The organism is Streptococcus sp. 9903 (assembly GCF_013276625.1).
GTDB lineage: Bacteria > Bacillota > Bacilli > Lactobacillales > Streptococcaceae > Streptococcus.
The window spans coordinates 60,282-85,159 of sequence record NZ_VMLI01000016.1; the positions used below are offsets into that span (position 1 = coordinate 60,282).

Genomic DNA, 24,878 nt, shown 5'->3' on the forward strand with positions numbered 1-24,878 from the left:
ATTTTCATTGAGTATTAGATGAATATTAATCAAAATAAAGCAAGTCTTTGCTGGTGCTTGTAAAGAGGTCAAAGCCATCCTTGGTAACAACACCGCAGTCTTCGATACGGACACCGACTTTACCAGGGATATAGATACCTGGTTCAACAGAGAAGCACATGCCTTCTTCGATAACCAAGTCATTTCCTTCCATGATAGAAGGGAATTCGTGGACATCCATACCGATACCGTGACCGAGACGGTGGTTGAAGTACTCGCCGTAACCAGCTTTTTCGATGACCTCACGGGCAGCGCGATCCACTTCATGGGCAGTCACCCCTGGCTTGATAAAGTCAAGAGCAGCTTGTTGGGCTTCAAGAGTCAAGTTATAAATGTCTTTCTTGAATTGGTCTGGTTTGCCGACAGCGACCGTACGAGTCATATCTGACGCATAGCCGTTGACTAGAACACCAAGGTCAAAGAGGAGAAGGGCGTTATTTTCAACTTTGTTTGCTGCTGGAATACCGTGTGGATTTGCAGCATTATCACCAGTCAAGACCATGGTATCAAAACTCATTTCATAACCTTCACGCTTCATAGCAAAGTCAATTTGGGCGATGATATCTGTCTCAGTCTTATCAAGAGAAATATTGTCAAAACCAACATTAACAGCCTTGTCCGCATAGAGACCTGCAACCATCATTTTTTGCACTTCATCAGCTGATTTGATGAGGCGCATGCGTTGGATACGAGGAGTGAGGTTTTCAAACTCAGCAGTTTCAAAAACGGTTTTTAAACCATGATATTTGGTTAAGATGAGATTGTCAAACTCAACAGCGACACGTTTGAAATCAAGCTGTGGTAGAGCATGTTTCATTTTTTGCCATGGATTTTCAGAATCCACATAGCCCACAACTGGGAAGGAAACAGTGCTAGTAGCACGCTCAACCTCAAGGGCTGGGACAAAGAGGAGGGGTTCTTGATCCGCTAGGATAAAAAGGAACATTTGGCGTTCATGGGGATCACTGTAAAAGCCAGTGAGGTAATTGATTGTGACGGGGTCAGATACGACAGCGACGTCTAGTTTTTCTGATTCAAGATATGTTACGATTTGTTGTAATTTAGACATATGCTACCTTCTTTCTACTCCTCTATTTTGGCAAAAAATGAGAGAAAATGCAAGGGAGAAGGGTAAAAGAACAGACAAAAAGAACTCCGACAAGATAACAGAGTTCTTTGATATAATTTCCTTTTGTTTAAGAAAAGTCAGCCTTGCTTTTGACATCACTGTATTCTTCAGCGATTTCTTGGCTGAGAATATCTTCATAGGCAGGGAGTTGGATGTCCTGACCATATTTCTTCTTGAGGGCTGTAGTGACTAGGCGATAAGCCAGATTGGCATTACGAGAGAGGATAGGCCCGTGGAAGTAGGAACCAAAGACATTCTTATAATGAACCCCTTCGCCGACTTTTTCTTCGTTATTTCCATTTCCATAGACAACCTGTCCCAGTGGTTTTTGATCATCTGAGAGGAAGGTACGGCCCTGATGATTTTCAAAGCCATAGTAGGTTTCATTGAAATCTTCATTGTGAATCTTGATGTCACCGATAAAACGGTTATTGGTCTGGTTGAGCGTGTAGTGGCCCATGACACCTAGCCCTTCGATACGTCTCCCTGAAGCTTCAATATAATATTGACCCAATAGTTGGAAACCACCGCAGATAGCCAGAACCACACCGTCATTTTGGATGTAGTTGTCAATGCTCTCTTTTTTAGCAGGTAGGTCGTCTGCAATGATACTCTGTTCAAAGTCTTGACCACCACCGAAAAAGGCGATGTCGTAGTGATTTTCATCAAAGTCATCATGGAGAGAAACGATGTCAACCGTCACATGGGCTCCCAGCTTTTCAGCCACATACTTGAGCATGAGGATGTTTCCATTGTCCCCGTAGGTATTCATGAGATTTCCGTAGAGGTGGGCAATGTTGAGCTGATAAGGGTAATTGCCATCTTTTGAGGAAAGTGAAGTATAAACCATTAGTTCATCTCCTTTCTAACAATCTGACGACTAGCCAGCAGTTCGCGGAATTCCAGCATAGCAGTATAGGTAGCCAGGATATAGGCATGCTTGCAGTCTTGGTTTTCAATGGTCTTAAGAACTTGTTCCAGATTACTTGTCTCAGTAATTTTCTCAGCTGGATAGCCAGTCACTCGGAGACGACGTGCAATTTCAGAATGACGAACACCGCCAGCGTTGATTTCGGGAATGTCCATGTCAGTGATTTGTTCAAAATCAGCATCCCAGATCCAGCTTGTATCAATTCCGTCTGCATAGTTAGCGTTAAGGAGGACAGATAGGCTAAATGGATAAGGTGCTAGTTTAATCATTTCGATAGCTTGGGTTGCACCGACTGGATTTTTAATCAAGACGAGGGTGCATTCCTTGTCACCGATATGGAAGGTTTCCTGGCGTCCAAAGACTGCACGGCTCTTATCAAATCCTTGCTTGATTAGTTGTGAATCGGCACCAAGGAAACGGGCGATAGCAACCGCAGCTAGGGCATTGTAGATATTATAGAGTCCGCCGATTTGGATACCGTATTCTTGTCCGTCAATGACAAAGCGAGAGCGATTGTTGGTCAACTCAACCAGTTCTGTCAAGCGATAGTCCAGATCAGGACGTTTACACCCACAGCCTTCACAGATATAGGCACCCAAATTTGCATAGGTATTGAACTCGTATTTGAGGATTCCTTGGCAGTCAGGACAGAGAATCCCTTCGGTATTGTAGTGAGCCAGCTGGGCTGGACCTTTCTCCAAGTCAAAACCAAAATACTCTACAGGATTTGGAATAGCTGGTTTGTAGAAAAGTGGACTGTCTCCATTAAGAAGAACAGTGGCAGTAGGCACCTTACGGATGGCATCCAAAATCATCTTGTAAGTTGTGTAAATCTCGCCATAGCGGTCCATCTGGTCACGGAAGATATTAGTGATAACAAAAAGGCTTGGCTGGATATAGTCACAGATACGAGATAGACTGGCTTCGTCAATTTCTAAGACGGCAATATTTTTTCCAGTTTTAGATGATTTGGCTGTTAAGAAGGTTGTCGCAATTCCTGTAATCATGTTGGCACCGCTTGGGTTGGTCAGAACTTGACCATAAACCTCTTTTAAAATGCCGACAGTGAGGGCAGTTGTTAGGGTTTTTCCATTTGTTCCAGTGACCACGACAATCTCGTAGTTCTTAGCTAGGCTTTGTAAAATATCTTTATCAAATTGAAGGGCGACTTTTCCTGGGAGCGTACTTCCTTGGCCAAGACGGCTTAAAACGAAGTGGGAAGAACGCCCAGCAAGAAGGCCCAAAGTAGTTTTTAAGTTCATGTTTCTATTATATCACAAAAGAGTGAAAAGACAGATTTGGTGTTTCGCAGAAGCAAAAACAGCCCAAAGAGGGCTGTTCGATACGATCAAATCTCAACTTAAATCGCAAACAAGTCATTCAAGTTCTCAGCCAAGGTTGGGTGAGTGAAGATTTGTTTTGTGAAGTAAGTGTAAGGAATATTGTTGTCCATAGCAACAGTGATGATGTTGATGATTTCTTGAGAACCTTCTGAGAAGATGCTTGCTCCAAGAATTTCTTTTGTTTCAGTATTAACAATAGCTTTGAAAGCTCCACGAAGGTCTCCGTTTACATGACCACGAGGCATTGCTGCAACAGGGATTTCCTTCACTGCGTATGGAAGTTTCAAATCAGCTGCTTGGCTTTCAGTCAAACCAACTTGTGAAAGTGCAGGTGTGATAAACATGGTGTTTGGTACATTGAGACGGTCTTCAAGTGTGTAGCTGCCATCTCCAGCAAGGTAGCTGTAAACAACACGGAAGTCATCAAGTGAAATGTAAGTAAATTGAAGGCCACCGTTGACATCTCCAACTGCAAAGACACCAGGAACGTTTGTTTGACAATGTTTGTCTACTTTAATAGCACCACGTTCAGTTAGTTCAATATCTGTATTTTCAAGTTGAAGTGGTTCTACATTTGGTTTGCGTCCAGTTGCGTAAAGAAGGGCATCGAAACGGTAAGTTTCATTTTCAGTTACGACAAGGACTTGGTCACCGTCATTTTTAATTTCAGTAGTATGGATATTTTGAAGCAATTCAATGCCATCTTCTTCCATGTATTGTTTAGCAAGAGCTGCGATGGAAGGTTCTGCACGAGGTAGGAAAGTATCCAAGGCATCTAGGACTGTGACCTTGCTTCCAAGTTTGTTGTAAAGGCCAGCAAATTCAAGACCGATATTTCCGCCACCAAGGACTCCAAGTTTTTCAGGCAACTTGTCCAAGTTTTGGATACCTGTTGAGTCAAAGACGTTTTTGCTTGTAGCAAGTCCTGGGATTGGCAAGACGTTTGAAACAGCACCAGTGTTGATGACGATTGTTTCAGCAGTCAGTTCTTTCTTTTCATCACCAGCTTGGATTTCGATGACTTTATTTGAAAGGAAGTGAGCTTCCGCATCAAAGATGTCGACGCCTGTACCAGCAACAGTCGCATAGTTTTTACCGTTGAGGCGACCAGTGATAGTATTTTTGGTAGCAATGACTTCTTCAAAAGACAAGCCCTTCTCAGCAGCAACTAGCAAAGTTTTAGTTGGGATACAACCGATGTTGATACAAGTTCCACCGTACATACCTTTGCTACGTTCAATGAGGGCAACTTTTTTGCCAGCTGAAGCCAATTTACCTGCTAGTGTTTTACCAGCTTTACCAAATCCGATAACGATTAAATCATAAGTTAACATTTAGAGTTCCTCCTATTCGCATTTCATTCTAGCACAAGAAAAAAACTTTTGCACAATTCTGCTACGAAAAAGACAGAAAAATATAAAAACGCTTTCCAGACAAAAAACTAGTAATTTTTTGACAAGCTTGATAAACTAAAATCCTATCTATTTTTATATAAGATAGAATAAATGTTCGAAAATAGGAGGTTTTATGAAATCGAATCGCTATATTATTGCCTTTGCTGGGGTCATTTTACACTTAATGCTGGGTTCGACTTATGCTTGGAGTGTTTATCGTAACCCTATTATTGAAAAAACGGGATGGGATCAGGCTTCTGTTGCCTTCGCCTTTAGTCTAGCAATCTTTTGTTTGGGCTTATCGGCTGCATTTATGGGGCGTTTGGTAGAAAAATTTGGTCCGAGAGTCATGGGGAGTCTATCTGCTTTTCTATACGCAGGTGGAAATATCTTAACAGGATTTGCAATAGACCGTCAGGAGTTGTGGTTGTTGTATCTCGCTTATGGCATTTTAGGTGGGCTTGGTTTGGGAGCAGGCTATATTACCCCTGTGTCAACGATTATAAAATGGTTTCCTGATAAACGTGGTCTCGCAACAGGTTTAGCGATTATGGGGTTTGGTTTTGCTTCTTTATTGACTAGTCCCATAGCGCAACATCTCATCGCAGGGGTAGGGCTTGTAGAAACTTTTTATATTTTAGGTGCAAGTTACTTTATTATCATGCTCCTAGCTTCACAATTCATTAAGCGTCCAAATGAGCAAGAGCTTGCAAGTTTATCTGTTTCAGGGAAAGAAAAAACAGCCTCTTTGACACAAGGAATGGCTGCAAATCAGGCTCTAAAAAGCAATCGGTTTTATATACTTTGGATTATTTTCTTTATCAACATAGCTTGTGGTTTAGGCTTAATTTCAGCGGCATCGCCAATGGCACAGGAGATGGCTGGCTTGTCTACAAGTCATGCAGCAGTAATGGTGGGCGTTTTAGGGATTTTCAATGGATTTGGTCGCTTGCTCTGGGCGAGCTTATCTGACTATATCGGTCGCCCCCTAACCTTTAGTATATTACTGCTTGTCAATCTTTTCTTTTCTCTCTCACTTTGGCTCTTTACAGATTCCGTTTTATTTGTAGTCGCTATGTCTATTTTGATGACTTGTTACGGTGCTGGTTTTTCTTTGATTCCAGCTTATCTCAGTGATATTTTTGGAACCAAGGAATTGGCCGCTCTGCATGGTTATATTTTAACAGCTTGGGCAATGGCGGGTTTAGCAGGACCTATTTTATTAGCAGAGACTTATAAAATGGCTCATTCTTACACACAAACCTTGTTCGTTTTTATCATTTTATATAGTATCGCCTTGGCTTTGTCTTATTATCTAGGTCGTTCCATCAAAAAGGAAAGTCAAAAACCGCTTACATGATTTTCTAGAGAAATTAGGCTATCTTTTGCTTCTCTCTTGTGTTATACTAGATAGGTTGCAAAGAAAACAGTACTTTTCTTTTGTGGAAAAGAAGCAACACGATTTTATATCCAGTATATGAAAATACGTCATAAAAAGAAAAGTATACACTAAGCCCTATAGGGTGGCTTCGCACCACCTTTAGAAAGAAGAATAACGTGAAATTTAATGAATTAAACTTGTCTGCTGATTTGCTAGCAGAGATTGAAAAAGCTGGTTTTGTAGAAGCCAGTCCGATCCAAGAACAAACTATTCCCTTGGCCCTTGAAGGCAAGGACGTTATCGGTCAAGCTCAGACTGGTACAGGAAAAACTGCAGCCTTTGGCTTGCCTACCCTTGAAAAAATCCGTACAGAAGAAGCGACTATCCAAGCCTTGGTTATCGCTCCAACACGTGAACTAGCTGTCCAAAGTCAAGAGGAACTCTTCCGTTTTGGTCGTAGTAAGGGAGTGAAAGTCCGTTCAGTATATGGCGGATCGAGCATTGAAAAACAAATTAAGGCTCTTAAATCTGGTGCCCATATCGTGGTGGGAACACCTGGTCGCCTCTTGGACTTGATTAAACGCAAGGCCTTGAAATTACAAGATATTGAAACGCTTATCCTTGATGAAGCGGATGAAATGCTCAACATGGGCTTCCTTGAAGATATTGAAGCCATTATCTCGCGTGTCCCTGAAAATCGACAAACCTTGCTCTTCTCAGCAACTATGCCAGATGCCATAAAACGTATCGGTGTTCAGTTTATGAAAGAACCTGAGCATGTGAAGATTGCTGCCAAGGAATTGACCACAGAATTGGTTGATCAATACTATATCCGAGTTAAGGAACAAGAAAAATTTGATACCATGACTCGTCTTATGGATGTGGAACAGCCTGAGCTTGCTATCGTATTTGGTCGTACAAAACGTCGTGTAGATGAATTGACTCGTGGTCTGAAAATCCGTGGCTTCCGTGCAGAAGGAATTCATGGAGACCTAGACCAAAACAAACGTCTTCGTGTCCTTCGTGACTTTAAAAATGGCAATCTTGATGTTTTGGTTGCGACAGACGTTGCAGCACGTGGGTTGGATATTTCAGGTGTGACCCATGTCTATAACTACGATATTCCACAAGATCCTGAAAGTTATGTTCACCGTATCGGTCGTACAGGTCGTGCTGGTAAGTCAGGTCAGTCTATTACTTTTGTTGCTCCAAACGAAATGGGTTACCTGCAAATCATTGAAAACTTGACCAAGAAACGCATGAAAGGTCTTAAACCTGCAAGTGCAGAAGAAGCCTTCCAAGCTAAAAAACAAGTAGCTCTCAAGAAAATCGAACGTGATTTTGCAGATGAGACTATCCGTAGTAACTTTGAGAAATTTGGCAAGGATGCTCGTAAGCTAGCTGCTGAATTTACTCCAGAAGAATTGGCAATGTATATCTTGAGTCTGACTGTTCAAGATCCAGATAGCCTTCCTGAAGTGGAGATTGCACGTGAAAAACCACTGCCATTTAAACCATCAGGTAATGGCTTCGGTGGTAAAGCTAAGGGAGGTCGTCGTGGAGATGACCGTCGTGATAATCGCCGTGGAGACAACCGTCGTGGTAGTCGCCGTGATGATTTCAAAAAAGGAAGTCGTGGCAACGATCGTTTTGATAAGGAAAAACGTTACCGTAAGGATAATAAAAAACCACGCACTACTTCAAGCGAAAAGCAAACAGGCTTTGTGATTCGTAACAAGGGCGATAAATAGGAAAAAGCGGTTCAAAATGAATCGCTTTTTTTATATAAGGAGACCGAATGTGAAAAAAGATAAATAAAATTGTTGTATTATCTTTTTATAATGTTATAATACACAAAAACAGGCAACTTGTCAATAGAAAAGGAACAATTTAATTAAAAATATTCTGGTTTTTAAAAATTGCAAGTCAATAAGGAATTTTCAGATAATGATTGAAAAAGAGACGTTTTTATGTTATAATGATAGCGATTAAATTCGAGGTGAAAAATGGCACATTTATTAGAAAAAACAAGAAAGATTACATCAATTTTGAAGCGCTCAGAGGAGCAGTTGCAGGATGAGCTTCCTTACAACGCTATTACGCGTCAGTTAGCGGATATTATTCATTGCAATGCCTGCATTATCAATAGTAAGGGACGTCTGCTTGGCTATTTTATGCGTTATAAAACAAATACAGATCGCGTAGAGCAATTCTTCCAAACTAAGATCTTCCCAGATGACTACGTTCAAGGGGCTAATATGATTTACGAAACAGAAGCAAACTTGCCTGTTGAGCATGATATGAGTATTTTCCCTGTTGAGAGTAGAGATGATTTTCCAGATGGCTTGACGACTATTGCACCGATTCATGTATCGGGGATTCGCCTTGGTTCTTTGATTATTTGGCGCAATGATAAAAAATTCGAAGATGAGGACTTGATTCTTGTTGAGATTGCCAGTACCGTTGTTGGAATTCAGCTTCTTAACTTCCAGCGTGAAGAAGATGAGAAAAATATCCGTCGCCGTACTGCTGTTACCATGGCGGTTAATACCCTTTCTTACTCCGAACTCCGTGCTGTTTCAGCAATTTTAGGAGAATTAAATGGAAATGAAGGGCAGTTAACTGCGTCTGTAATCGCAGACCGTATCGGAATCACCCGTTCTGTGATTGTCAATGCCCTTCGTAAACTTGAGTCTGCAGGGATTATTGAAAGTCGCTCACTTGGAATGAAGGGAACCTATCTTAAGGTCTTGATTTCAGATATTTTTGAAGAAGTGAAGAAAAGAGATTACTAATGACTAAAGCTTTAATTTCGATTGATTATACAGAAGATTTTGTTGCTGATAGTGGGAAGCTGACAGCAGGCGCTCCAGCCCAGGCTATTTCGGATGCCATTAGCAAGGTGACTCGATTAGCTTTTGAAAGAGGAGATTACATCTTCTTTACCATCGATGCTCATGAAGAAAACGATTGTTTCCATCCAGAAAGCAAGCTATTCCCTCCTCATAATCTGATTGGGACGAGCGGACGGAATTTATACGGAGATTTGGGGACCTTTTATCAAGAGCATGGTTCAGACAGTCGTGTCTTTTGGATGGATAAACGCCATTACTCAGCTTTTTCAGGGACTGACCTGGATATTCGTTTGAGAGAGCGTAGAGTGTCTACCGTTATCTTAACAGGTGTCTTGACGGATATCTGTGTCCTACATACAGCTATAGATGCCTATAATCTAGGATATGACATCGAGATTGTTCAACCAGCTGTTGCTTCCATCTGGCCTGAAAATCATCAATTTGCCCTAGGCCATTTCAAAAATACACTTGGAGCTAAGTTAGTAGATGAAAATCTAAATGAAATTTTAGAGTAATTTGGTTGATGAAATGAAAAAAATTGAAAAAAAGTGTTGACAAGCATCCCAAAAGTTGATATACTAGTAAAGTAATCGACGCGGGGATGGCGGAATTGGCAGACGCGCAGGACTAAGGATCCTGTGACCGCTTTAGGTCGTGAGGGTTCAAGTCCCTCTCTCCGCATAGGATAAGAGTTAGCTTAGGCTAGCTCTTTTGTATTTCTCTAAAAAATTAGAATCCAGTCAAATGTAGTGGAGAATCAGCGAAAATATGGGAAAGCTGATTCTTGTTTCTGCTTTTGTATAGAAGAATAATAAAGATTATCTTCTTCAAATTCTCCGATATTCTCTAAAGTTTTGTGCAAGTTGCACAGAACTTTTTAATTTTTTTGGTCACCTTGCCATAGAAATGTAAAGCGTTTTCATCTATAATATAATTATCAAAAGACAAAAGGAGTTCACCTCATGGTAGAATTAAATCTTAAAAATATTTACAAAAAATATCCAAATAGCGAACACTATTCAGTTGAAGATTTCAACTTGAACATCAAAGATAAAGAATTTATCGTTTTCGTAGGTCCTTCAGGATGTGGTAAATCAACTACACTCCGTATGATTGCTGGTCTTGAAGACATCACAGAAGGAACTGCATCTATCGATGGCGTGGTTGTCAACGACGTAGCTCCAAAAGACCGCGACATCGCTATGGTATTCCAAAACTACGCTCTTTACCCACACATGACTGTTTATGACAACATGGCTTTCGGTTTGAAATTGCGTAAATACAGCAAGGAAGACATCGACAAACGTGTGCAAGAAGCAGCTGAAATCCTTGGATTGAAAGAATTCTTGGAACGTAAACCAGCTGACCTTTCAGGTGGTCAACGTCAACGTGTTGCCATGGGTCGTGCCATCGTCCGTGACGCAAAAGTATTCTTGATGGACGAACCTTTGTCAAACTTGGATGCTAAACTTCGTGTATCAATGCGTGCTGAAATTGCGAAAATCCACCGTCGTATCGGAGCTACAACTATCTACGTAACTCACGACCAAACAGAAGCGATGACACTTGCAGACCGTATCGTTATCATGTCAGCAACTAAGAACCCTGCTGGTACAGGTACTATCGGACGTGTAGAACAAATCGGTACTCCTCAAGAAGTTTACAAAAACCCGGTTAACAAATTCGTAGCAGGATTTATCGGAAGTCCAGCTATGAACTTCATCAATGTGAAATTGGTTGGAAGTGAAATTATTTCTGATGGTTTCCGTTTGAAAGTTCCAGAAGGTGCTTTGAAAGTTCTTCGTGAAAAAGGCTACGAAGGTAAAGAATTGATCTTCGGTATTCGTCCAGAAGACGTGAATGCAGAACCTGCTTTCCTTGAAACATTCCCAGACTGTGTTGTAAAAGCGACTATCTCTGTATCAGAACTGCTTGGTTCAGAATCTCACCTTTACTGCCAAGTTGGTAAAGACGAATTTGTTGCTAAAGTTGATGCTCGTGACTACTTGCAGACAGGTGCAACAGTTGAGCTTGGATTTGACTTGAACAAAGCACACTTCTTTGATGTAGAAACTGAAAAAACAGTCTATTAAAATAAATAAAATTCAAAGCACTACAAGAAAAGATATCTCTTTATCAATTGTAGTGGAGAGATATCAGTTAATCTAGGGAGAGAAACAAAATGCTTCTCTCCTTTTTGTTAGGGAAGTCATATTAGGCATCTATCTTGTGATACCCTTTGAATAAAAATGGTCATCTTATTTGACTTATAGGGTGACTAGCAGATGAAATATTGGTTTCTCTTTCTTCTTTACTAGAAAGTATGGTATAATAGAGAGTAAAAACTTTGAAAGAAAGAAAAAGATGAATTTAAAAGATTATATTGCAACAATTGAAAATTATCCGAAGGAAGGGATTACTTTTCGTGATATCAGTCCTTTGATGGCTGATGGGAATGCTTATAGCTACGCTGTTCGTGAAATTGTTCAGTATGCTACTGACAAGAAAATCGACATGATTGTAGGGCCTGAGGCTCGTGGATTTATCGTGGGCTGTCCAGTTGCCTTTGAGTTGGGAATTGGTTTTGCGCCTGTTCGTAAGCCAGGTAAATTGCCACGCGAAGTTATTTCTGCTGACTATGAAAAAGAGTACGGTGTCGATACCTTGACTATGCACGCGGATGCCATTAAGCCAGGTCAACGTGTTCTGATCGTAGATGACCTCTTGGCAACAGGTGGAACTGTTAAGGCAACTATCGAGATGATTGAAAGACTTGGTGGTATTGTAGCGGGTTGTGCCTTCCTTGTTGAATTGGATGAATTGAACGGACGTGAAAAAATCGGTGACTACGATTACAAGGTTCTTATGCATTATTAATGAAAAACAGTCCCTAGGGCTGTTTTCTCTACATTAGGATATAAAAATAGACTATAGCTAGTTAGAGAAAAACTATAATTGAAAACTATATCTTCTTGCAGTATAATAAAAGGACTAGATGTTTGAGATTTGGCTTCAAACATATGCAATGATTCCTGAAATAGTACAGTTAGGAGAGGGTTATGCCGATTCGAATTGATAAAAAATTACCAGCTGTTGAGATTTTGCGGACAGAGAATATCTTTGTCATGGATGATCAACGTGCTGCCCACCAAGATATTCGCCCGTTGAAGATTTTAATTTTAAATCTCATGCCACAGAAAATGGTCACAGAAACCCAGTTGTTACGCCATTTGGCCAATACACCTCTACAACTGGATATTGATTTTCTCTATATGGAGAGCCATCGTTCTAAAACAACTCGTTCAGAGCACATGGAGACCTTTTATAAAACTTTTCCTGAAGTCAAGGATGAGTATTTTGATGGGATGATTATCACGGGTGCTCCAGTTGAGCATTTACCATTTGAGGAAGTAGACTATTGGGAGGAATTTAGCCAGGTGCTTGAGTGGTCTAAGACCCATGTCTATTCGACCCTTCATATCTGTTGGGGTGCTCAAGCCGGGCTTTATCTGCGCTATGGAGTGGAAAAATACCAGATGGACAGTAAGTTATCAGGTATTTATCCTCAGGATGCTTTAAAAGAAGGGCACCTTCTCTTTAGAGGCTTTGACGATAGCTATGTATCCCCTCATTCTCGGCACACGGAGATTTCTAAGGAAGAGGTCTTAAACAAAACCAATCTCGAGATTTTATCAGAAGGACCTCAGGTTGGGGTTTCTATTTTGGCCAGTCGTGATTTACGAGAAATTTATAGTTTTGGGCATTTGGAGTATGACCGTGATACCTTGGCAAAAGAGTATTTTCGAGATCGTGACGCAGGTTTAGACCCACATATTCCAGAAAATTACTTTAAGGATGATGATGTTAATCAGATACCTTGTCTTTGTTGGTCTTCATCGGCAGCCCTCTTTTTCAGTAACTGGGTGAACTATGCGGTCTATCAGGAAACTCCTTTTGACTGGAGAAAAATAGAAGATGATGCATCCGCATTTGGGTATTTATAAGAGGAATTATGACATATTTAGACGCTTTTAAATCAGGGAACTTGGTTTTACCGAGTGCCCTGCTCTTGCATTTTAAGGAACTCTTTCCTTCTAGCGACGATTTTCTGGTTTGGCAATTTTTCTATTTGCAAAATACGACAGGCTTAGATGAAATGTCCCCAAGCCAGATTGCTGAAAGGATTGGCAAGGAAATTTCGGATGTCAACCAGTCCATTTCCAATCTGACGGAGAGGGGACTGCTTCAGTACCGTACTATCGAATTAAATGGTGAAATCGAATTGCTTTTTGATGCTAGTTTGGCTTTGGAACGTTTGGATAACTTGCTTGGAGCTAGTGCTTCGAGTTCAGACCAGTTGACACCTCAAAATCAGCTCAAGGAGTTGGTAGAGACCTTCCAGCAGGAGTTGGGACGCTTGTTGACGCCTTTTGAGATTGAGGATTTGACTAAGACACTAAAGGAAGATGGAACCAGTGCTGACTTGATTAAGGAAGCTCTTCGTGAAGCTGTTTTAAATGGAAAAGCAAATTGGAAGTACATTCAGGCCATTTTGAGAAATTGGCGCCATGAAGGGATCAAGAGTGTGGCTCAAATCGAGGCTAAGCGAGTAGAAAGAGAAGCAAGCAATCCTCAGTTGACACAGGTATCTGCAGATTTCAGAAATGCTATGGATCTCTGGAAGGACTAATCCATGTAAGCAGGCTTGAAATCCGAGTAAGATTTGCAAGCTGTGTATAATTGTGATAAAATAAATAGAAAATAAATTGAAAAAAGAGGTATGTGAAATGTCACGTAAACCATTTATCGCTGGTAACTGGAAAATGAACAAAAATCCAGAAGAAGCAAAAGCATTCGTTGAAGCAGTTGCGTCAAAACTTCCTTCATCAGATCTTGTTGAAGCAGGTATCGCTGCTCCAGCTCTTGATTTGACAACTGTTCTTGCTGCTGCAAAAGGTTCAAACCTTAAAGTTGCTGCTCAAAACTGCTATTTTGAAAATGCAGGTGCTTTCACTGGTGAAACTAGCCCACAAGTTTTGAAAGAAATCGGTACTGACTACGTTGTTATCGGTCACTCAGAACGCCGTGACTACTTCCATGAAACTGACGAAGATATCAACAAAAAAGCAAAAGCAATCTTTGCAAACGGCATGCTTCCAATCATCTGTTGTGGTGAATCACTTGAAACTTATGAAGCTGGTAAAGCTGCTGAATTCGTAGGTGCTCAAGTATCTGCTGCATTGGCTGGATTGACTGCTGAACAAGTTGCTGCATCAGTTATCGCTTACGAGCCAATCTGGGCTATCGGTACTGGTAAATCAGCTTCACAAGACGACGCACAAAAAATGTGTAAAGTTGTTCGTGACGTTGTAGCTGCTGACTTCGGTCAAGAAGTTGCGGACAAAGTTCGTGTTCAATACGGTGGTTCTGTTAAACCTGAAAACGTTGCTTCATACATGGCTTGCCCAGACGTTGACGGTGCCCTTGTAGGTGGTGCGTCACTTGAAGCTGAAAGCTTCTTGGCTTTGCTTGACTTTGTAAAATAATCAGTAAGTAGCAAAAGCTAGGTGGAACAGCATTCAGGTGCCTGTTCCATTTTTTATAGGAGAGGAAAGATTGAAAACAAAAATTGTATGTATAGGGCTAGCAAGTCTTTGCTTACTTGGCGCAAGAGTTTCAGGAATTGCGGCAGATGAAACAAGTGAAAGCACAGTTTCAGAAAAATCTAGTCTATCAACAGGGACTTCATCAACTAGTAGCAATGAACAGAGAAACAGTGTCTCTGCCCACTGGGACGGGGATTATTATGTAAAGGCTGATGGTTCTAAAGCTCAAAGTGAATGGATTTTTGACAACTACTATAAGGCTTGGTTTTATATTAATTCAGATGGTCGTTACGCGCAGAATGAATGGCATGGAAATTACTACCTGAAATCAGGTGGGTATATGGCCCAAAATGAGTGGATCTATGACAATAATTACAAGAGTTGGTTTTATCTTAAGTCAGATGGGGTTTATGCTCATCAAGAATGGCAATTGATTGGAAATAAGTGGTATTACTTCAAGGAGTGGGGTTACATGGCTAAAAGCCAATGGCAAGGAAGTTATTTCTTGAATGGTCAAGGTGCCATGATGCAAAATGAATGGCTCTATGATCCAGCCTATTCTGCTTATTTTTATCTCAAATCAGATGGTACTTATGCCAACCAAGAGTGGCAAAAAGTGGGCGGCAAATGGTACTATTTCAAGAAGTGGGGCTATATGGCGCGGAATGAGTGGCAAGGCAACTACTATTTGACTGGAAGTGGTGCCATGGCGACTGATGAAGTGATTATGGATGGTGCTCGCTATATCTTTGCGGCTTCTGGTGAGCTCAAAGAAAAGAAAGATTTGAATGTCGGCTGGGTTCACAGAGATGGTAAACGCTATTTCTTTAATAATAGAGAAGAGCAAGTGGGAACCGAACATGCTAAGAAAGTCATTGATATTAGTGAGCACAATGGTCGTATCAATGATTGGAAAAAGGTTATTGATGAAAATGAAGTAGATGGTGTCATTGTTCGTCTAGGTTATAGCGGTAAAGAAGACAAGGAATTGGCGCATAACATTAAGGAGTTAAATCGTCTGGGAATTCCTTATGGTGTCTATCTCTATACCTATGCTGAAAATGAGACCGATGCTGAGAATGACGCTGAACAGACCATTGAACTTCTGAAGAAATACAATATGAACTTGTCTTACCCTATCTACTATGATGTTGAGAACTGGGAGTATGTGAATAAAAGTAAGCGCGCTCCGAGTGATACAGGTACTTGGGTTAAGATTATCAACAAGTACATGGAGACGATGAAGCAGGCGGGCTATCAAAATGTGTATGTCTATAGCTATCGTAGTTTATTACAGACGCGTTTAAAACACCCAGATATTTTAAAACATGTAAACTGGGTAGCGGCCTATACCAATGCTTTAGAATGGGAAAATCCTCATTATTCAGGAGAAAAAGGTTGGCAGTATACCTCTTCTGAATACATGAAAGGAATTCGTGGTCGTGTTGACGTCAGCGTTTGGTATTAAGATATAAGTTTGAAAAAGGAGTGTGCAAGAAAATTGCATCCTCTTTTTCTTTATTTTGTCGCAGTTAAGAGATGTGTAAGGGGACTGTGTTTTATTCTAAAGAATTCTTAAATTATCAGTCTATTGCAACTTTTCTCATGTGGGTCATTTGGCTTGCTATTATCTTTCCTTAGTAGTATACTAAGGTAGTAATCATTAAGAAGTGGTTACATAAAAATAATGAATGAGGTAAAATAAAATGGTAGAATTGAAAAAAGAAGCAGCAAAAGATGTCGCAACATTAACAAAAGCAGCGCCAGTAGCATTGGCAAAAACAAAGGAAGTATTGAACCAAGCTGTTGCTGATTTGTACGTAGCCCACGTTGCTTTGCACCAAGTACACTGGTATATGCGTGGACGCGGTTTTATGGTATGGCATCCAAAAATGGATGAGTACATGGATGCTCTTGATGGTCATTTAGATGAAATCAGCGAACGATTGATTACACTTGGAGGTAGCCCATTCTCTACATTGACAGAGTTCCTTCAAAACAGTGAAATCGAAGAAGAAGCTGGTGAATACCGTAATGTTGAAGAAAGTTTGGAACGTGTTCTAGCTATTTATCGCTACCTCATCACTCTTTTCCAAAAAGCGTTGGATGTGACTGACGAAGAAGGCGATGATGTTACAAACGATATTTTTGTTGGTGCTAAGGCTGAACTTGAGAAAACAGTTTGGATGCTTGCCGCAGAACTTGGACAAGCACCTGGTTTGTAAGAAATAAGGCAACATAGATAAATCTGTAGGAAATTTCTTACAGATTTTTTCTATTTTGTAAGCTATTCCAAACCAGTCTTTTTTTGAGTTTTTTGATAAAATAGTACTATCAGTGAAAAGGATGGAAGCATGACTAAGAAAATCGTAGCTATTTGGGCCCAGGATGAAGAGGGTGTGATTGGGAAGGACAATCGCCTACCTTGGCATTTGCCAGCAGAACTGCAACACTTCAAAGAAACAACTCTGAATCATGCTATCTTGATGGGACGTGTGACCTTTGATGGGATGGGGCGTCGCTTGCTTCCGCAACGGGAAACCCTGATTTTGACGCGTAAACCGGAAGAAAAGATAGATGGTGCGGCTACTTTTCAGGATGTCCAGTCTGTCCTGGATTGGTATCAGGCTCAAGACAAGAATCTTTATATTCTCGGTGGGAAGCAGATTTTTCAGGCTTTTGAGTCCTATTTGGATGAAGTGATTGTCACTCACATTCATGCTCGGGTGGAGGGAGATACCTATTTTCCTGAGGAGTTTGACTTATCTCTTTTTGAAACAGTTTCAAGCAAATTCTACGCCAAAGATGAGAAAAATCCTTATGATTTTACCATCCAATACCGCAAGAGAAAGGAAGTCTAATGGAACGGAGTTTATTTGGTTTATTCACGGCTTTTCTGTGTTTCATCTGCCTTTTGGCAGGAGCACAGGCTTTTCGTAAAAAGCGTTACGGGCTTTCTATCCTCCTTTGGTTAAATGCCTTTACCAATCTGGTCAATAGTATTCATGCTTTTTACATGACCTTATTTTAGATAGAATGACAGTATAGAATGGAAGGAAATCATGTCTACAAATAGAAAAAATGATATGATGGTTTATTGCTCATTTTGTGGCAAAAACCAAGAAGAAGTACAAAAAATAATCGCTGGCAACAATGCCTTTATTTGTAATGAATGCGTGGAGTTAGCTCAAGAAATTATTCGAGAAGAATTGGTTGAGGAAGTCTTGGCAGACTTGTCTGAGGTGCCAAAACCAATTGAACTCCTCCATATCTTGAACCACTATGTAATCGGTCAAGATCGTGCCAAGCGTGCCTTGGCAGTGGCAGTTTACAACCACTACAAACGCATCAATTTCCACGATACGCGTGAAGAGTCAGAAGGTGTGGATTTGCAGAAGTCAAACATTTTGATGATTGGGCCAACTGGTTCAGGGAAAACTTTCCTTGCTCAGACCTTGGCTAAGAGCTTGAATGTGCCTTTTGCGATTGCGGATGCGACAGCTCTGACGGAGGCTGGTTATGTGGGTGAGGACGTGGAAAATATCCTCCTTAAACTCTTGCAGGCTGCTGACTTTAACATTGAGCGCGCAGAGCGTGGGATTATCTATGTGGATGAAATTGACAAGATTGCCAAGAAGAGCGAGAACGTGTCTATCACACGGGATGTTTCTGGTGAAGGGGTGCAACAAGCCCTTCTCAAGATTATCGAAGGAACAGTTGCTAGCGTACCACCTCAAGGTGGACGCAAACATCCGCAACAAGAAATGATTCAAGTAGATACCAAGAATATCCTCTTCATTGTTGGTGGTGCCTTTGATGGTATTGAAGAAATTGTTAAACAACGTCTTGGAGAAAAAGTCATCGGATTTGGTCAAAATAACAAGGCGATTGATGAAAATAGCTCTTACATGCAAGAAATCATCGCAGAAGATATTCAAAAATTTGGTATTATCCCTGAGTTGATTGGACGTTTGCCTGTCTTTGCAGCTCTTGAGCAATTGACGGTCGATGACTTGGTTCGCATCTTGAAAGAGCCAAGAAATGCCTTGGTCAAACAGTACCAAACTTTGCTTTCTTATGATGATGTTGAGTTGGAATTTGACGACGAGGCCCTTCAAGAAATCGCCAATAAGGCTATCGAACGCAAAACTGGTGCGCGTGGTCTTCGCTCAATTATCGAAGAAACCATGCTAGATGTCATGTTTGAAGTACCGAGTCAGGAAAATGTGAAATTGGTTCGCATCACAAAAGAAGCTGTCGATGGAACGGATAAACCAATCCTAGAAACAGCTTAGAGGTGACTATGGAACTTAATACACACAATGCTGAAATCTTGCTCAGTGCGGCTAATAAATCTCACTATCCGCAGGATGAACTGCCAGAGATTGCCCTAGCAGGGCGTTCAAATGTTGGTAAGTCCAGCTTCATCAACACCATGCTGAACCGCAAGAATCTAGCGAGAACTTCAGGGAAACCTGGTAAAACCCAGCTCCTGAACTTCTTTAACATTGATGACAAGATGCGCTTTGTGGATGTGCCTGGTTATGGTTATGCCCGTGTTTCTAAAAAGGAACGTGAAAAGTGGGGGCGCATGATTGAGGAGTATCTGACAACTCGGGAAAATCTCCGTGCGGTAGTCAGTTTAGTTGACCTTCGTCATGACCCGTCAGCAGATGATGTACAGATGTACGAATTTCTCAAGTATTATGAGATTCCGGTTATTATCGTTGCGACCAAGGCAGACAAGATTCCACGTGGTAAATGGAACAAGCATGAATCAGCAATTAAAAAGAAATTAAACTTTGACCCAAGTGATGACTTCATCCTCTTTTCATCTGTCAGCAAGGTAGGGATGGACCAAGCTTGGGATGCAATCTTAGAAAAATTGTGAGGAAAAGAAAATGGCAAAAACAATTCATACAGACAAAGCTCCAAAGGCTATCGGACCATATGTTCAAGGAAAAATCGTTGGCAACCTTTTGTTTGCTAGCGGTCAAGTTCCTCTCTCTCCTGAAACTGGGGAAATCGTTGGAGAAACCATCCAAGAACAGACAGAACAAGTCTTGAAAAACATTGGTGCTATTTTGGCAGAAGCAGGAACAGACTTTGACCATGTGGTCAAAACAACTTGCTTCTTGAGCGATATGAACGACTTTGTTCCTTTTAACGAGGTTTACCAAACGGCCTTTAAAGAGGAATTTCCAGCTCGTTCAGCTGTAGAGGTAGCTCGTCTTCCTCGTGATGTAAAAGTCGAAATCGAAGTCATCGCAGAGATTGGATAAGCTAGTTGAAGTTTGGTTCTGCCAAACTTCTTTTGATATAAGGAGAAAAAGATGACAAAGAAACAACTTCACTTGGTAATTGTGACAGGGATGAGTGGTGCAGGGAAAACCGTGGCAATTCAGTCTTTCGAGGATCTAGGTTATTTCACTATTGACAATATGCCACCTGCTCTCTTGCCTAAATTTTTACAGTTGGTGGAAACCAAAGATGATGACCATAAGTTGGCCTTGGTAGTGGATATGCGTAGCCGCTCTTTCTTCTCAGAGATTCAAACTGTTTTGGATGAGTTGGAGAACAAGGAAGAACTGGACTTCAAAATTCTCTTTTTGGATGCAGCAGATAAGGAATTGGTCGCTCGTTATAAGGAAACAAGACGGAGTCACCCTCTAGCTGCAGATGGTCGGATTTTGGATGGAATCAAGTTGGAACGTGAGCTCTTGGCGCCTTTGAAAAATATGAGTCAAAATGTGGTAGATACGACAGAACTCACACCTCGTGAGCTGCGTAAGACCATTGCAGAGCAGTTTGCGGATCAGGAACAAGCCCAGTCTTTCCGTATTGAAGTCATGTCTTTTGGTTTTAAATATGGGATCCCGATTGATGCAGACCTAGTATTTGATGTCCGATTCTTGCCAAATCCCTATTACCTTCCAGAACTGCGTAATCAAACGGGTGTGGATGAACCAGTGTATCACTATGTCATGAACCATCCAGAGTCCGAAGACTTTTATCAACATTTATTGGCTTTGATTGAGCCGATTTTGCCAAGTTACCAAAAGGAGGGGAAGTCTGTTTTGACCATTGCCATGGGTTGTACGGGCGGACAACACCGTAGTGTGGCCTTTGCTAAACGCTTGGCGCAGGACTTATCCAAGAAGTGGCCTGTCAATGAAGGGCATCGCGACAAAGACCGAAGAAAGGAAACGGTAAACCGTTCATGAGAAAACCAAAGATAACGGTGATTGGTGGAGGAACTGGGATCCCTGTCATTCTAAAAAGTCTGCGGGAAAAAGATGTGGAAATCGCTGCTATAGTGACGGTGGCAGATGATGGTGGTTCGTCAGGTGAACTCCGAAAAAATATGCAGCAGTTGACACCGCCAGGCGATCTTCGAAATGTTCTTGTGGCCATGTCGGATATGCCTAAGTTTTATGAGAAAGTCTTTCAGTATCGCTTCTCTGAGGATGCCGGAGCCTTTGCTGGCCATCCATTGGGCAATCTCATTATTGCAGGTCTGTCAGAAATGCAGGGTTCGACCTATAATGCCATGCAGTTGCTGAGCAAATTTTTCCACACAACAGGGAAGATTTATCCTTCCAGTGACCATCCTTTGACTCTTCATGCGGTCTTTCAGGATGGGACAGAAGTGGCTGGAGAGAGTCATATTGCAGACCATCCAGGTATGATTGACCATGTCTATGTAACCAATACCCTCAACGATGATACGCCTCTGGCTAGCCGTCGAGTAGTGCAGACCATTCTTGAGAGTGATATGATTGTCCTTGGACCTGGTTCCCTCTTTACCTCTATTTTACCTAATATCGTGATTAAGGAAATTGGGCAGGCGCTTTTGGAAACCAAGGCAGAAATCGCCTATGTCTGCAATATCATGACCCAACGTGGGGAGACGGAACACTTTACAGATAGCGACCACGTGGAAGTCTTGCATCGCCACCTTGGCCGACCTTTTATCGATACGGTCTTGGTAAATATCGAAAAAGTGCCACAGGAATACATGAATTCCAATCGTTTTGATGAATATTTGGTGCAGGTGGAACATGATTTTGCTGGTCTTTGTAAGCAAGTTCCGCGTGTGATTTCATCCAACTTCCTTCGTCTGGAAAATGGGGGTGCCTTTCACGATGGAGATTTGATTGTGGATGAATTGATGCGGATTATACAGGTGAGAAAATGAGTTTCACAGTAGCAGTAAAAGAAGAAATTCTAGGTCAACACCATCTGAGCCGGCATGAATTATCTGCCATTATCAAGATGTCTGGTAGCATCGGTCTCTCGACTTCGGGCCTGACCTTGTCAGTTGTGACAGAAAATGCCAAACTGGCTCGTCACCTCTATGAATCCTTTCTCCATTTCTATGAAATCAAATCGGAAATTCGTCACCACCAACGGAGCAATCTTCGCAAGAATCGGGTCTATACCGTTTTTACAGATGAAAAGGTGCAGGACTTGTTGAGTGATTTGCACTTGGCAGACTCCTTTTTTGGTTTGGAAACAGGTATTGATGAGGAGATTTTATCAGACGAGGAAGCAGGCCGTGCCTATCTCTGTGGCGCTTTCTTGGCAAATGGAAGTATTCGTGACCCTGAGTCAGGGAAGTACCAGTTGGAAATCAGTTCTGTTTATCTGGACCACGCGCAAGGGATTGCCTCCCTTCTTCAGCAGTTTTTACTGGATGCCAAGGTGCTTGAGCGCAAGAAGGGGGCTGTGACCTATCTCCAGCGTGCCGAAGATATTATGGACTTCTTGATAGTCATCGGAGCCATGAAGGCGCGTGATGATTTTGAGCGGGTTAAGATTTTGCGAGAAACCCGTAATGACCTCAATCGTGCCAATAATGCCGAGACAGCTAATATCGCTCGGACAGTTTCTGCCAGCATGAAGACTATCAACAATATCAGTAAAATCAAAGATATCATGGGCTTAGAAAACCTGCCAGTGGATTTGCAGGAGGTAGCGCAATTGCGGATTCAGCATCCAGACTACTCTATCCAGCAGTTAGCAGATAGCCTCAGCACCCCTCTGACCAAAAGTGGTGTCAACCACAGACTCAGAAAGATAAACAAATTAGCCGATGAACTATAAAACCAGGCTCTTGTTTTGCGAGGTTCTTTTTTGAAATAAAAAGAGGTTGGGCAAAAAGCAATGTCATTAAGTTAAGAAATTTGGCTCTTTAAAATCAAAAACGCATAATATCAGGTATTGAAAACCGTGATACTATGCGTTTTATTGTGAGAAAATTTATTTCATTTTCTCCTGAAATTGAGTTTTTACCCAGTCTCTAATTAGTTATTTCCAAGTGCCCAGTTCGCTTCAAACGCTAACATTCGATATAGTAGAGGTTTCACCAGCTGGAACCCATTTGTTGGTGCCTAAGTATCTAACTTCTAGTTTACGAACATTTACTGTGTAAGATGCTTTTAGTCTAATATAACTATAAGTGTAGGGGAGTAGGATGTGGCAGATTCAGTGATTTAAACAAATACTCTTCGAAACTCTCCTTAAAGTATCTTAACTTCGCCTTATCTGAAGCATCAAAACTGTGCGTTGAACAACCTATAACTAGCCTCCTAGTCCAATCTTTGATTTTCACTGAGCATAAGTCCAAGTTCATGATCAAAAGATTATTTTTTCAATCCTTTGAAAGTCATAATGAAACCAGAAAAGATACTGAGAGTTCCTACAGGTCTCCAATATAGTTGCCAAAAGAATAAATTTATTCTTTCTTTCAGTGTCGCATAGGGTTCGGCATAATAGGGGTTGATGTGAAATAATAAAAAACCAAAACATAAAACTATGATTCCAGTTAAGAATAAAATGTCCTTATTTACTTTCCTCATAAAACCTCCTTTTATTTTATTTAAAGCGCTTTCTATTATTAGTATACGTCAAAAAAAGAAAAAAACAAGTCTATTTATTTATTTTTTTATATGGTATAATAGAATAGTTGGAGAGTTTTTATATAGCTTTAAAAGGCTGATATGAATACTTTGTATAATCTAATGATTCTTCAAAAAATTTCTTATTCAAACAAGAGCAAAGAGAAGGTGGGCTGCATATCAGAAGTTAGATGTATTTCTGTCTAACTTTTGAGGTGTAGTTCATTTTAAAACCACGAATCCTATGTGACTCGTGGTTCTTTTTTATAAACTAGTAGAGTGTTTTGGTTGTACTTTTTGCTCAGGGTCGATGTAGTTGATAGCATTATTGACAGCAGTTGGAGCTTCTCCGAGACCTGTCGCAATCAAGTCAATTTTTCCGTCATAGTAGCAGCAGTCACCGATAGCATAGATACCTGCTTGGCTGGATTCCTGTTTGCTGTTGACGATAATCTTGTGGCGGTTGAGGTCGAGCCCCCAGCTTTTGAGGTTACCGACAGAAGATTTGAAACCATAGTTGATAAAAAGGTGGTCTAGGTCAATCGTTTCGGTTTCATCAGATTTAACTTTTGTGATTTCAAGTTTATCAAGCGTTTTTCCATCTCCAAGGAGTTGGCTAGGGACGAATGGTGTCTTGATGGTTACAGATGATTCTTGCAAGGCTTGGACACTGTGTTCCAAGGCACGAAAATTATCTCTGCGGTGAACAAGGGTAGTTGGCGCAATTTTTTCAAAAGCCAAAGCCCAATCCACTGCTGAGTCTCCCCCACCAAGAATCGTCACTTTCTTACCAGCATATTGCTGAATGTTGGAGACGTGGTAGTAGATATTTTCATAGCCTTCAACGCCTTCAAGTTCCAGTGGACGTGGTTTGAAGGCACCGCCACCCATAGCGATGATAACAGTTTTAGACAGGTGACTTCCTTTAGAAGTTGTAATGACAAAATCTTGATCTTGTTTTTCAATCTTAAGAACCATTTCATTGAGATGAATAGGGGTATCAAAGCCGTTTAATTGCTCGATTAGACGGTTAGTCAACTCTTCTCCAGTCAGGTTTGGAAACCCTGGGACGTCTAGGATTTCCTTTTCAGGATAGAGAATAGCAGGTTGTCCACCTAGCTGGGGAAGAGAGTCGATGATTTGAACCTTGGCTTGACGTAGGTGGGCATAAAAGGCTGCAAAAAGCCCGACAGGACCACCACCTACAATGGTAATATCATAGAGTTGAGACATGGTTTCTCCTTTGTTTTTTCTAGTCATACTCTTCGAAAATCTCTTCAAACCGCGTCAACGTCGCCTT

The 24,878-nt window shown here is 41.2% G+C and carries 24 protein-coding genes and 1 tRNA gene; 20 read left to right on the plus strand and 5 right to left on the minus strand.

Annotation, left to right across the window (positions count from 1 at the left end):
* Nucleotides 1-25 precede the first annotated feature (25 nt).
* The 4 genes from HT696_RS07410 to HT696_RS07425 form a co-directional block, all read right to left on the minus strand.
* Nucleotides 26-1,108: a Xaa-Pro peptidase family protein gene (locus HT696_RS07410; protein ID WP_173234675.1), complete on the minus strand. Its 1,083-nt coding sequence runs from the start codon at nt 1,106-1,108 to the stop codon at nt 26-28.
* A gap of 127 nt (nt 1,109-1,235) precedes the next feature.
* Nucleotides 1,236-2,018: a lipid II isoglutaminyl synthase subunit GatD gene (gene gatD / locus HT696_RS07415; protein WP_033686811.1), complete on the minus strand. Its 783-nt coding sequence runs from the start codon at nt 2,016-2,018 to the stop codon at nt 1,236-1,238.
* Nucleotides 2,018-3,361, minus strand: a complete 1,344-nt coding sequence (gene murT / locus HT696_RS07420) for a lipid II isoglutaminyl synthase subunit MurT (RefSeq protein ID WP_173283492.1) — start codon at nt 3,359-3,361, stop codon at nt 2,018-2,020. Before murT ends, gatD begins: the two co-directional genes overlap by 1 nt.
* Before the next feature lie 98 nt (nt 3,362-3,459).
* The gene (locus HT696_RS07425; protein ID WP_173283493.1) at nt 3,460-4,776 is read right to left on the minus strand and encodes an FAD-containing oxidoreductase; all 1,317 of its coding nucleotides are present in this window, start codon (nt 4,774-4,776) and stop codon (nt 3,460-3,462) included.
* Nucleotides 4,777-4,969: 193 nt separating this feature from the next.
* Here HT696_RS07425 and HT696_RS07430 point away from each other — a divergent pair, with 193 nt between their 5' ends.
* The 20 genes from HT696_RS07430 to whiA all read left to right on the plus strand — a co-directional run bounded on the left by HT696_RS07430 (nt 4,970) and on the right by whiA (nt 22,784).
* Entirely contained in the window at nt 4,970-6,196 is a 1,227-nt protein-coding gene (locus tag HT696_RS07430; RefSeq protein WP_050234224.1) for an OFA family MFS transporter, read from the plus strand.
* Nucleotides 6,197-6,393: 197 nt separating this feature from the next.
* Entirely contained in the window at nt 6,394-7,968 is a 1,575-nt protein-coding gene (locus HT696_RS07435; RefSeq protein ID WP_173283494.1) for a DEAD/DEAH box helicase, read from the plus strand.
* A gap of 255 nt (nt 7,969-8,223) precedes the next feature.
* Complete coding sequence (gene codY / locus HT696_RS07440) at nt 8,224-9,012, plus strand: GTP-sensing pleiotropic transcriptional regulator CodY (protein ID WP_000940732.1); 789 nt, start codon at nt 8,224-8,226, stop codon at nt 9,010-9,012.
* The gene (locus tag HT696_RS07445; RefSeq protein ID WP_173218162.1) at nt 9,012-9,587 is read left to right on the plus strand and encodes an isochorismatase family cysteine hydrolase; all 576 of its coding nucleotides are present in this window, start codon (nt 9,012-9,014) and stop codon (nt 9,585-9,587) included. The genes codY and HT696_RS07445 overlap by 1 nt, the downstream gene beginning before the upstream one ends.
* An 80-nt stretch (nt 9,588-9,667) precedes the next feature.
* Nucleotides 9,668-9,753: transfer RNA gene (locus HT696_RS07450), tRNA-Leu, on the plus strand.
* Between the two features lie 281 nt (nt 9,754-10,034).
* Complete coding sequence (gene ugpC / locus HT696_RS07455) at nt 10,035-11,165, plus strand: sn-glycerol-3-phosphate ABC transporter ATP-binding protein UgpC (RefSeq protein ID WP_000229957.1); 1,131 nt, start codon at nt 10,035-10,037, stop codon at nt 11,163-11,165.
* A gap of 271 nt (nt 11,166-11,436) precedes the next feature.
* Nucleotides 11,437-11,949 carry an adenine phosphoribosyltransferase gene (locus HT696_RS07460; protein WP_173283495.1) on the plus strand — a complete coding sequence of 171 codons (513 nt, stop codon included), beginning with the start codon at nt 11,437-11,439 and terminating at the stop codon, nt 11,947-11,949.
* 182 nt (nt 11,950-12,131) lie between these two features.
* Nucleotides 12,132-13,076 (plus strand): homoserine O-succinyltransferase, encoded by a 945-nt coding sequence (gene metA, locus HT696_RS07465; protein ID WP_050294380.1) that lies wholly within the window; start codon nt 12,132-12,134, stop codon nt 13,074-13,076.
* A gap of 8 nt (nt 13,077-13,084) precedes the next feature.
* The gene (locus tag HT696_RS07470) at nt 13,085-13,762 is read left to right on the plus strand and encodes a DnaD domain-containing protein (protein WP_173283496.1); all 678 of its coding nucleotides are present in this window, start codon (nt 13,085-13,087) and stop codon (nt 13,760-13,762) included.
* 97 nt (nt 13,763-13,859) lie between these two features.
* Nucleotides 13,860-14,618 (plus strand): triose-phosphate isomerase, encoded by a 759-nt coding sequence (gene tpiA, locus HT696_RS07475; RefSeq protein ID WP_000087893.1) that lies wholly within the window; start codon nt 13,860-13,862, stop codon nt 14,616-14,618.
* 37 nt (nt 14,619-14,655) lie between these two features.
* Nucleotides 14,656-16,146, plus strand: a complete 1,491-nt coding sequence (gene lytC, locus HT696_RS07480; protein ID WP_173283497.1) for a choline binding-anchored murein hydrolase LytC — start codon at nt 14,656-14,658, stop codon at nt 16,144-16,146.
* Nucleotides 16,147-16,384: 238 nt separating this feature from the next.
* Nucleotides 16,385-16,903 carry a Dps family protein gene (locus tag HT696_RS07485; protein WP_000229861.1) on the plus strand — a complete coding sequence of 173 codons (519 nt, stop codon included), beginning with the start codon at nt 16,385-16,387 and terminating at the stop codon, nt 16,901-16,903.
* 129 nt (nt 16,904-17,032) lie between these two features.
* Nucleotides 17,033-17,539: a dihydrofolate reductase gene (locus HT696_RS07490; protein WP_173283498.1), complete on the plus strand. Its 507-nt coding sequence runs from the start codon at nt 17,033-17,035 to the stop codon at nt 17,537-17,539.
* Complete coding sequence (locus HT696_RS07495; protein WP_000442276.1) at nt 17,539-17,709, plus strand: hypothetical protein; 171 nt, start codon at nt 17,539-17,541, stop codon at nt 17,707-17,709. Before HT696_RS07490 ends, HT696_RS07495 begins: the two co-directional genes overlap by 1 nt.
* 31 nt (nt 17,710-17,740) lie before the next feature.
* Nucleotides 17,741-18,973 carry an ATP-dependent Clp protease ATP-binding subunit ClpX gene (clpX, locus tag HT696_RS07500; protein ID WP_173283499.1) on the plus strand — a complete coding sequence of 411 codons (1,233 nt, stop codon included), beginning with the start codon at nt 17,741-17,743 and terminating at the stop codon, nt 18,971-18,973.
* 8 nt (nt 18,974-18,981) lie between these two features.
* A complete protein-coding gene (gene yihA, locus HT696_RS07505; protein ID WP_166736758.1) occupies nt 18,982-19,569 on the plus strand; it encodes a ribosome biogenesis GTP-binding protein YihA/YsxC in 588 nt (195 codons plus the stop codon).
* Nucleotides 19,570-19,579: 10 nt separating this feature from the next.
* Complete coding sequence (locus tag HT696_RS07510; RefSeq protein WP_001140420.1) at nt 19,580-19,960, plus strand: RidA family protein; 381 nt, start codon at nt 19,580-19,582, stop codon at nt 19,958-19,960.
* 51 nt (nt 19,961-20,011) lie between these two features.
* Nucleotides 20,012-20,902: an RNase adapter RapZ gene (rapZ, locus tag HT696_RS07515; RefSeq protein WP_166736759.1), complete on the plus strand. Its 891-nt coding sequence runs from the start codon at nt 20,012-20,014 to the stop codon at nt 20,900-20,902.
* Nucleotides 20,899-21,876, plus strand: coding sequence for a YvcK family protein (locus tag HT696_RS07520; RefSeq protein ID WP_001231075.1), 978 nt, complete (start codon nt 20,899-20,901; stop codon nt 21,874-21,876). Before rapZ ends, HT696_RS07520 begins: the two co-directional genes overlap by 4 nt.
* The gene (whiA, locus tag HT696_RS07525) at nt 21,873-22,784 is read left to right on the plus strand and encodes a DNA-binding protein WhiA (protein ID WP_049521492.1); all 912 of its coding nucleotides are present in this window, start codon (nt 21,873-21,875) and stop codon (nt 22,782-22,784) included. Before HT696_RS07520 ends, whiA begins: the two co-directional genes overlap by 4 nt.
* Before the next feature lie 1,058 nt (nt 22,785-23,842).
* Here the strand turns inward: whiA and HT696_RS07530 are convergent.
* Nucleotides 23,843-24,811, minus strand: coding sequence for an NAD(P)/FAD-dependent oxidoreductase (locus tag HT696_RS07530; RefSeq protein WP_173282951.1), 969 nt, complete (start codon nt 24,809-24,811; stop codon nt 23,843-23,845).
* Nucleotides 24,812-24,878: the final 67 nt, after the last annotated feature.

What these genes read in the sequence shown, in the direction of transcription:
- whiA (WP_049521492.1), top strand. Translation starts at nt 21,873, where the DNA reads ATGAGTTTCACAGTAGCAGTAAAAGAAGAAATTCTAGGTCAACACCAT.
- HT696_RS07425 (WP_173283493.1), bottom strand. Translation starts at nt 4,776, where the DNA reads ATGTTAACTTATGATTTAATCGTTATCGGATTTGGTAAAGCTGGTAAA.
- HT696_RS07530 (WP_173282951.1), bottom strand. Translation starts at nt 24,811, where the DNA reads ATGTCTCAACTCTATGATATTACCATTGTAGGTGGTGGTCCTGTCGGG.
- metA (WP_050294380.1), top strand. Translation starts at nt 12,132, where the DNA reads ATGCCGATTCGAATTGATAAAAAATTACCAGCTGTTGAGATTTTGCGG.
- yihA (WP_166736758.1), top strand. Translation starts at nt 18,982, where the DNA reads ATGGAACTTAATACACACAATGCTGAAATCTTGCTCAGTGCGGCTAAT.
- HT696_RS07520 (WP_001231075.1), top strand. Translation starts at nt 20,899, where the DNA reads ATGAGAAAACCAAAGATAACGGTGATTGGTGGAGGAACTGGGATCCCT.
- HT696_RS07445 (WP_173218162.1), top strand. Translation starts at nt 9,012, where the DNA reads ATGACTAAAGCTTTAATTTCGATTGATTATACAGAAGATTTTGTTGCT.
- clpX (WP_173283499.1), top strand. Translation starts at nt 17,741, where the DNA reads ATGTCTACAAATAGAAAAAATGATATGATGGTTTATTGCTCATTTTGT.
- codY (WP_000940732.1), top strand. Translation starts at nt 8,224, where the DNA reads ATGGCACATTTATTAGAAAAAACAAGAAAGATTACATCAATTTTGAAG.
- rapZ (WP_166736759.1), top strand. Translation starts at nt 20,012, where the DNA reads ATGACAAAGAAACAACTTCACTTGGTAATTGTGACAGGGATGAGTGGT.
- HT696_RS07485 (WP_000229861.1), top strand. Translation starts at nt 16,385, where the DNA reads ATGGTAGAATTGAAAAAAGAAGCAGCAAAAGATGTCGCAACATTAACA.
- HT696_RS07430 (WP_050234224.1), top strand. Translation starts at nt 4,970, where the DNA reads ATGAAATCGAATCGCTATATTATTGCCTTTGCTGGGGTCATTTTACAC.
- gatD (WP_033686811.1), bottom strand. Translation starts at nt 2,018, where the DNA reads ATGGTTTATACTTCACTTTCCTCAAAAGATGGCAATTACCCTTATCAG.
- ugpC (WP_000229957.1), top strand. Translation starts at nt 10,035, where the DNA reads ATGGTAGAATTAAATCTTAAAAATATTTACAAAAAATATCCAAATAGC.
- HT696_RS07490 (WP_173283498.1), top strand. Translation starts at nt 17,033, where the DNA reads ATGACTAAGAAAATCGTAGCTATTTGGGCCCAGGATGAAGAGGGTGTG.
- HT696_RS07460 (WP_173283495.1), top strand. Translation starts at nt 11,437, where the DNA reads ATGAATTTAAAAGATTATATTGCAACAATTGAAAATTATCCGAAGGAA.
- HT696_RS07495 (WP_000442276.1), top strand. Translation starts at nt 17,539, where the DNA reads ATGGAACGGAGTTTATTTGGTTTATTCACGGCTTTTCTGTGTTTCATC.
- HT696_RS07510 (WP_001140420.1), top strand. Translation starts at nt 19,580, where the DNA reads ATGGCAAAAACAATTCATACAGACAAAGCTCCAAAGGCTATCGGACCA.
- tpiA (WP_000087893.1), top strand. Translation starts at nt 13,860, where the DNA reads ATGTCACGTAAACCATTTATCGCTGGTAACTGGAAAATGAACAAAAAT.
- HT696_RS07410 (WP_173234675.1), bottom strand. Translation starts at nt 1,108, where the DNA reads ATGTCTAAATTACAACAAATCGTAACATATCTTGAATCAGAAAAACTA.
- HT696_RS07470 (WP_173283496.1), top strand. Translation starts at nt 13,085, where the DNA reads ATGACATATTTAGACGCTTTTAAATCAGGGAACTTGGTTTTACCGAGT.
- murT (WP_173283492.1), bottom strand. Translation starts at nt 3,361, where the DNA reads ATGAACTTAAAAACTACTTTGGGCCTTCTTGCTGGGCGTTCTTCCCAC.